We start from the raw sequence: 7,078 nt of genomic DNA, 5'->3' as shown, positions 1-7,078 counted from the left end.
GGATGAAATCCCGGGGCAAACTCGGGGGACAAAACAAAGTTCCTAGATTATCGAATGATCGCATTTATCTAGAACCTCTGTTAAAACAGCTTCATTTAGAAAACTAAATTTAGTTTTAAGCCTATTTTCATTTAAATTATTCGCTCTACACAAGCTATTAATACTTTTTTTTCTAAATTGCACATTCTTAAATTTTTAATGTGATGAGCGAGACGAATAGCTATTCAATTCGCGTAGAGCCAACAAAACAATCAAGACTCTCGCAAGTAGATTTCAACAATCTAAAGTTTGGTCAAATTATGTCTGACCATATGTTAGTCGCAAACTATGATAATGGAGCATGGACTGACGTCTCCGTCGTACCTTATGGAGACCTGCAAATAAGTCCTTCAATGTCCTCACTCCACTATGGTCAAGCAATTTTCGAAGGTGTGAAAGCGTACAAATTTGCAGATGACACCGTTAGCATATTTCGTCCTGACCAAAACTGGGAACGTTTCAACAAGTCGGCAAAACGTTTACAAATGCCAGAAGTTCCTCAAGAAATATTCTTAGAAGGCCTCAAGCAGTTGCTGAGTATTGACAAACAATGGATTCCCTCTAATGATGGAACCTCATTATATATCCGCCCCTTCATGTTCGGAACCGAAGCAGCTTTAGGTGTACATCCGTCAGCGAGTTATAAATTCATCATTATCACCTGTCCGGTTGGTGCATATTATAGTAAACCGATAAGTTTAAAAATAGAAACTTTTTACACTCGCGCTGTAAACGGAGGAGTCGGGTTCTCAAAAAATGCAGGTAATTATGCATTATCATTATATCCAACCAAGCTTGCGAACGATGAAGGTTACGATCAGATAATGTGGACCGACGCTGCAGAGCATAAATACATTGAGGAAGCCGGAACTGCAAATCTTATTTTTCGAATTGGAGATAAGATTATCACTCCACATGGTGACACCATTTTGCATGGCGTTACAAGACGTACGATTATGGAACTTGCTCAGCAGTGGGGATATACAGCGGAACAACGTGACGTCTCTGTTGCCGAACTGATCGACGGCATAAAAAACGGAACAGTGTCGGAAGCGTTCGCAGCAGGAACCGCCGCAACAGTTACACATATATCGCGAATCGGGTTTGAGGGGAAAGATTATGAACTGCCGCCTGTGGAAGGAAGAGAATTTTCTAACAAGGTGCTCGATTATTTAAATCAACTTCGTTACGGCAAAATAGACGATCCTTTTGGATGGAATTTTATCGTATAAATCAACAAATAACAAATCCCCACAACTTTTAAGTAGTGGGGATTTTCTTTGCCTTTCTTTCAGTAATAGTACGTAAAGTAAGGGATCTATAAGATCGTCAATCCTCTTTAATATAGGTTACTATTGAATCCCAATCTAACGGAGTGAACCACCGTGTATTTCCATATTTTTTAAACCAAGTTATTTGTCGTTTCGCATACCGCCTGGAGTTTTGCTTAATGAGCGCAACAGCATCCGCAAAACTATATTTTCCATCCAAGTAATCAAATATTTCAGCATACCCCACTGTACGCAAAGCAGGTTTTTCCCGATAATCAATTAATTGTTGTACCTCCCTAAGCAAGCCAGATGTTATCATCAGATCCACACGTCTATTTATTCGATCATAAAGCTCCTCACGTTCCATGTTCAAACCAACAGTAACGACTTGAAAATGGCGGTCTTTAAGCGAACGTTTCTGAAAATCAGAAAACGGCCTCCCGGTAGCTTCGAAAACTTCAATCGCACGAATAAGCCGTTGAGGATTTTGAATATCAGCGTTGGCAAAAAAGAAAGGGTCGATTTCTTTTACCCGAGCTTGCAAAGGCGCTATTCCTTTTTGCTGAAAGATTGCATTTAACGACTCGCGAACCTCCTCTGGGGCCTTCGGCAGGTCGTCAAACCCCTCGCAGACCGCACGGATAAACAATCCTGATCCGCCGACCATAATTACCTCGTCGTGTTTTTTAAATAAGGAATCTAGCAATCCTAATGCATCACGCTCAAAGTCTCCAGCTGAATATTCTTGCACAATGGAATGCGAATTAATGAAATGATGTTTCACCTGTGCCAACTCTGTTGAGTCGGGTTTTGCGGTGCCCGCGGACATTTCCTTATAAAATTGTCTAGAATCAGCAGAGATAATTTCAGTATTAAAATATTTTGCAAGTCGTATCGCCAATGCCGTCTTTCCTACCGCGGTTGGCCCAACAACGACTATCAATTTCTTTTTATTTGCTACCATTCTCTTCGAAAAAAAATACCTTAAGCTATATGCTTAAGGTACCAATAGAAAATATTAACCTCCAGAATAGGTTAATTAATATTCATCCTCCATACCATTAGACTCTTGCTTATCATCGCCCCCTCCACTCGTATCATCGTCCTCATCAAACATATCTAACTCGTCATCATCAACACCATATTCGGTTTCATCAACTGTTACCTCGTCCTCATCGTCTATATCTTCAAGACCCGTAGTCAACGGAAAATTCGATGCGGCACTATTTTTTGGAGCCTCACCAACTTTCTTACTTATAAATGGATACACCTTATCATCATCTTCCTTAAGAATTTTGATGAGCTCTACATGAAACTCGTATGGTCGATCAAAATTATATATGTAATAAAATTTCTGATGAGGATCGTCAATAAATTTACTGAGTCTCACATCTTCCATTTTAAGAATACCATTTTCAATTTTAGAAGAAGAGGCTAAAAGGCCAATTTCCGTACCTTTTTTCCATTGATCATTACTCACATAAAATGATGACGTGACGTCAGATTTATACCCAGTAGATTGATGAATTGCATCATGAAGTTGCAAAAAAGTTCCTTTAGAGGGCATATCAATTTCCCGATAAATATCTTCATAATCCTCAAAAGTTACACGAAATCTGTAAATAGCCATTCTTATTAATATAAATTAGTTTTACGCGAACACGTTTTATATGTACAGCGCCCACTGGAAACAGCCAGTAAACGTGGTATAAAAATACAATATTTTTTAAAAAGTTAAAGTACTACATTTTTCTTCAGCGATAACCCTAAGCTCAATCCCTTAGAACGTACGAATTCAAGCGCCTCATCACGCGAATTTGTAATTTCACCTTCTAGAATTGCTTCCCGCATCGCGTTTTTGATGGCACCGACAACCCGACCTGGTCCTATTTCAAACAAAGCCATAATGTCCTCTCCTGAAACCGGCGGTTGCCAATTTCTAATACGATCACGTTCTTCCACATCCTTGAGTTTCTGTTTTACCAACTCAAAGTTATCACGATACTTGCGCTTTTTATATTCATTCTTTGTCGTTACATCTGCGTGACACAAAGTCATCAACGCATCCGTGTCATCTCCTGCTTCAAAAAGTAACCTGCGTACAGCAGAGTCAGTAACAATATCTTGCGCTAAGACAATAGGCCGCAAATGTAGCTGTACTAACTTTTGAACAAATTTCATTCTATCATTCAACGGAAGTTTTAATTCCGAAAAAAGCTTAGGAACCATTTTCGCACCACGATCTTCGTGCCCGTGAAACGTCCATCCGACACGCTTATCAAAACGCTTAGTTGCGGGCTTAGCAATATCATGCATAATTGCTGCCCACCGCAGCCATAAATCATCCGAGTGCATACAAATATTATCAAGCACTTCGAGCGTATGGTAAAAGTTATCCTTATGTCCCCGACCGTCGATAATATCCACACCATGCAAATTTTCCATAGCAGGGAATATATACTTCAATAAGCCCGTATCAAAAAGATAACGAAAGCCGATTGATGGCTTCGCACATAAAATGATTTTGTTGAGCTCATCTGTAATCCTTTCTTTCGAAATTATCATTATACGCTCAGCATTCTCCGAGATAGCTTGAATCGATTTAATGTCGATCTTAAAATTCAGCTGTGTGGCGAAACGAATCGCACGCATCATACGTAAGGGATCATCGGAAAACGTAATATTGGGATCTAATGGCGTCCGGATTACTCTATTATTAATATCTTCCACACCTTTGAACGGATCAACAAGCTCTCCATAGCGACCTGAATTTAAACAATACGCCAACGCGTTGATAGTAAAATCACGTCTATTCTGATCATCTTCTAATGTCCCATCCTCTACTATAGGGTTTCTGGAATTAGTTCTATACGACTCTTTTCTTGCCCCTACGAATTCGATATTGATATTATCATAAACAAGCATCGCAGTACCAAAATTTTTGTACACCGCAACTTTGGTGTGTAATAATTCTGCTAGCTTTGTTGCAAATTCAATTCCACTACCGACCACGAGAATATCGACATCATTTTTAAAAGGACGTCCCATAATTCGATCCCGAACATAGCCTCCAATGACGTAACAGTCAACGTGTATATTATCCGCTAAATCTCTGATTTTTTGAAATATAGGGTGTTGTAAATTTTCTTGCATGACGAACTACTCTCGGGAAAACCCTTAAAAACGACAAAAATAAGGATTATTTCCAATAATATAGCATAGAATCCCGCAACAGAGACGTACCGAACTATTAATCTCGGTCTTTTGACAAGCGTCGGAACGCCAAAGGATTGAGGGTAAGTTCTGCTTGTTCTCGCCTACGTTCAACAATATGCACCGCAGAAAATATAGCCTCAAGAAATGACTCGTGTGAAGCCAAATTCTGCCCCGCGATATCATACCCCGTACCGTGGTCGGGAGAAGTACGTACAAAAGGTAAGCCTGCAGTAAAGTTTACTCCCTTACGTGAGGCAATATGTTTGAAAGGAATAAGACCCTGATCATGATACATTGCTAATATGCCATCGAATTTCGTGTAGGTATCACCCGAAAAAAAGCCGTCAGCTGGATATGGGCCGAAACAGAAAATACCTTCTTCATTGGCTTTTAATAAGGCTGGTCGTATGATATCTTCATCCTCCGCACCAATTAACCCATTATCGCCTGCATGTGGATTTAACCCTAACACAGCAATCTTTGGCTTCTGAATCCAAAAATCGCTAACGAGGCTATTCTTCATCATGCGAAGTTTATGCAAAATTGCTTCTTCGGTAATGTCTGTAGCAATCTCCTTTACGGGAATATGTCCCGTGACAACACCGACTCGTAAATCATCCGCAACCATAAACATCAAAACATCCGGAGACTCAGCCTTCGTCTGTAGATATTCTGTATGTCCAGGGAAAGAAAAACCCTCTTGCTGAATATTACTTTTATTTATAGGTGCCGTCACCAAAGCATCAATTTTACCAGCGATGAGATCATCTGTAGCCCTTTCCAAGGAAAGAAAAGCATACTTCCCGCCGATTTCATTCTGCTCTCCAAGGGTGATTTTCACGTCTTCTTGCCAACAGTTGATCATATTCGGCCTTTTCGAATTAGCTTGTTCTGCCGCGCTAATAACATGAAAGCTAAAATCTTGCACGCCGATTGCTTTGCGATGAAATGAGGCGACCTTAGTATTACCATAGACGATTGGGGTAAAGAAATCCAAGACACGGTTATCCATAAGTGATTTAATAATCACTTCTAGCCCTATTCCGTTAATATCCCCTACAGTAATTCCAATTTTTAATTTTTCACCCATTGTTCGAAAGCTTTGAATCAAAATTACAAAAATTTAGGTTAATAATTGCGCTTTCAACAATGTGATGCTATCATTCTATTTTTCTTTTTCCGGGATAAACTGTTTCACGCCCTTTTCATCTAGATAAAACTTTTTATTCTGTGCATCTATAAAAACATCAAATCCATTGTGTTTTTCACCGGTCGGCTTATCGACTACTTTCTTAGAATTTTCTTTTTTGTCTTTCTTAATAAATGCACCGGAATCCGGAACCCCCGGCATCTTATTGCTTGGCGGTATGACTGGCGTATTTTTCATAGGCATGGTTTTCTTTGGCTTGGCATCCTGCGCATACACACTGCCTATCGACATAAAAGAAACTGCAACTACTATAGCTACTAAGTTTCGAAGGCTAATTAATTTTTTCATAATCGTATATTTTAAGTTTATGAAATAAAAAAAACCGCAAAACAGAGTCCAATATCCCCATATTACCAGAGAGTTAAAGTAAATTTTCCATTATCGCTCTATTGGTTAAATTAATTTCTTTGGGTTAAAAATAGACTACACGACCAATCGAATACAAGGGGTTCTTATCGAGGAGTGGAGGAAAATGAACTCATTTTAAAATGTTATCTTTGCAAAAACAGATCTCATGAGTACGGTACGCGCAAAAAAACACCTAGGCCAACACTTTCTAAATGACAAAAATGCAGCAGAAAAGATCGTGAATGCGCTCGACCCGTCGCTAGGCTTCGATACAGTGTTAGAAGTAGGGCCAGGAATGGGAGTATTATCCGATTTTTTACTTCAAAACGAGGTATACAAAACCTGGTTAATCGATGTCGACGAAGAATCGATCGCGTACCTTGCCGACAAGTATCCTCAACTCGAAAATCGCCTTATACATGGGGACTTTCTCACATTAGACTTCGCCGCACATTTTGGGCCGCAACTAGCTGTAATAGGAAACTTCCCATACAATATATCTTCTCAAATCCTATTTAAAATACTAGACGAACGTGACCGTGTCGTTCAAATGACCGGTATGTTCCAAAAGGAAGTAGCCGAACGATGTGTCGCCAAACCAGGAAGCAAAGAGTATGGCATATTAAGCGTATTTTTACAAACCTACTATGACATAAAATATCTATTTACCGTGAAGGCGGGGGCCTTTAATCCGCCTCCCAAGGTATTGTCTGGTGTGATCACAATGACAAGAAATACGCGCACGACATTAGATTGCAACGAAAAGTTATTCTGGCGAGTCGTAAAAGCGGCATTCAATCAAAGGCGCAAAACATTGCGGAATGCGCTCTCGGCAGTAGTACCAAAAGATCGGATGAGCGACAATCCCTTATATGAGTTGCGCGCAGAGAGGTTATCGGTAGAAAATTTCATGGAACTGACGCGCGAAATAGACGGCACACTATAGTAACATCCGAGTATGGAGATGACCAAAATAGCGATCATCGGCGGTGGC

The 7,078-nt window shown here is 39.9% G+C and carries 7 protein-coding genes; 2 read left to right on the top strand and 5 right to left on the bottom strand.

The annotated features are described in order from the left end of the window. Nucleotides 1–203: 203 nt before the first annotated feature. On the top strand, nucleotides 204–1,271 hold the full coding sequence (locus HP439_RS16805) for a branched-chain amino acid aminotransferase (RefSeq protein WP_172391498.1): 1,068 nt from the start codon (nucleotides 204–206) through the stop codon (nucleotides 1,269–1,271). A gap of 97 nt (nucleotides 1,272–1,368) precedes the next feature. On the opposite strand, the gene miaA is transcribed toward HP439_RS16805, so the two are convergent. The 5 genes from miaA to HP439_RS16780 all read right to left on the bottom strand — a co-directional run bounded on the left by miaA (nucleotide 1,369) and on the right by HP439_RS16780 (nucleotide 6,024). Further along, the gene (miaA, locus tag HP439_RS16800; RefSeq protein WP_172391497.1) at nucleotides 1,369–2,274 is read right to left on the bottom strand and encodes a tRNA (adenosine(37)-N6)-dimethylallyltransferase MiaA; all 906 of its coding nucleotides are present in this window, start codon (nucleotides 2,272–2,274) and stop codon (nucleotides 1,369–1,371) included. Between the two features lie 75 nt (nucleotides 2,275–2,349). Beyond that, entirely contained in the window at nucleotides 2,350–2,940 is a 591-nt protein-coding gene (locus HP439_RS16795; RefSeq protein ID WP_172391496.1) for an IS1096 element passenger TnpR family protein, read from the bottom strand. Nucleotides 2,941–3,044: 104 nt separating this feature from the next. Beyond that, nucleotides 3,045–4,463 carry a CCA tRNA nucleotidyltransferase gene (locus tag HP439_RS16790; RefSeq protein ID WP_172391495.1) on the bottom strand — a complete coding sequence of 473 codons (1,419 nt, stop codon included), beginning with the start codon at nucleotides 4,461–4,463 and terminating at the stop codon, nucleotides 3,045–3,047. Nucleotides 4,464–4,560: 97 nt separating this feature from the next. Next, nucleotides 4,561–5,616, bottom strand: coding sequence for a 4-hydroxythreonine-4-phosphate dehydrogenase PdxA (pdxA, locus tag HP439_RS16785; RefSeq protein ID WP_172391494.1), 1,056 nt, complete (start codon nucleotides 5,614–5,616; stop codon nucleotides 4,561–4,563). Nucleotides 5,617–5,691: 75 nt separating this feature from the next. Next, nucleotides 5,692–6,024: a hypothetical protein gene (locus tag HP439_RS16780; RefSeq protein WP_172391493.1), complete on the bottom strand. Its 333-nt coding sequence runs from the start codon at nucleotides 6,022–6,024 to the stop codon at nucleotides 5,692–5,694. Between the two features lie 226 nt (nucleotides 6,025–6,250). On the opposite strand from HP439_RS16780, the gene rsmA reads away from it, so the two are divergent. Then, complete coding sequence (rsmA, locus tag HP439_RS16775; RefSeq protein WP_172391492.1) at nucleotides 6,251–7,030, top strand: 16S rRNA (adenine(1518)-N(6)/adenine(1519)-N(6))-dimethyltransferase RsmA; 780 nt, start codon at nucleotides 6,251–6,253, stop codon at nucleotides 7,028–7,030. Nucleotides 7,031–7,078 lie beyond the last annotated feature (48 nt).

Source organism: Sphingobacterium shayense, from assembly GCF_013179575.1.
Lineage (GTDB): Bacteria > Bacteroidota > Bacteroidia > Sphingobacteriales > Sphingobacteriaceae > Sphingobacterium > Sphingobacterium shayense.
This window is presented reverse-complemented; position numbering and strand designations above follow the sequence as displayed.

What these genes read in the sequence shown, in the direction of transcription:
- miaA (WP_172391497.1), bottom strand. Translation starts at nt 2,274, where the DNA reads ATGGTAGCAAATAAAAAGAAATTGATAGTCGTTGTTGGGCCAACCGCG.
- pdxA (WP_172391494.1), bottom strand. Translation starts at nt 5,616, where the DNA reads ATGGGTGAAAAATTAAAAATTGGAATTACTGTAGGGGATATTAACGGA.
- rsmA (WP_172391492.1), top strand. Translation starts at nt 6,251, where the DNA reads ATGAGTACGGTACGCGCAAAAAAACACCTAGGCCAACACTTTCTAAAT.
- HP439_RS16790 (WP_172391495.1), bottom strand. Translation starts at nt 4,463, where the DNA reads ATGCAAGAAAATTTACAACACCCTATATTTCAAAAAATCAGAGATTTA.
- HP439_RS16795 (WP_172391496.1), bottom strand. Translation starts at nt 2,940, where the DNA reads ATGGCTATTTACAGATTTCGTGTAACTTTTGAGGATTATGAAGATATT.
- HP439_RS16805 (WP_172391498.1), top strand. Translation starts at nt 204, where the DNA reads ATGAGCGAGACGAATAGCTATTCAATTCGCGTAGAGCCAACAAAACAA.
- HP439_RS16780 (WP_172391493.1), bottom strand. Translation starts at nt 6,024, where the DNA reads ATGAAAAAATTAATTAGCCTTCGAAACTTAGTAGCTATAGTAGTTGCA.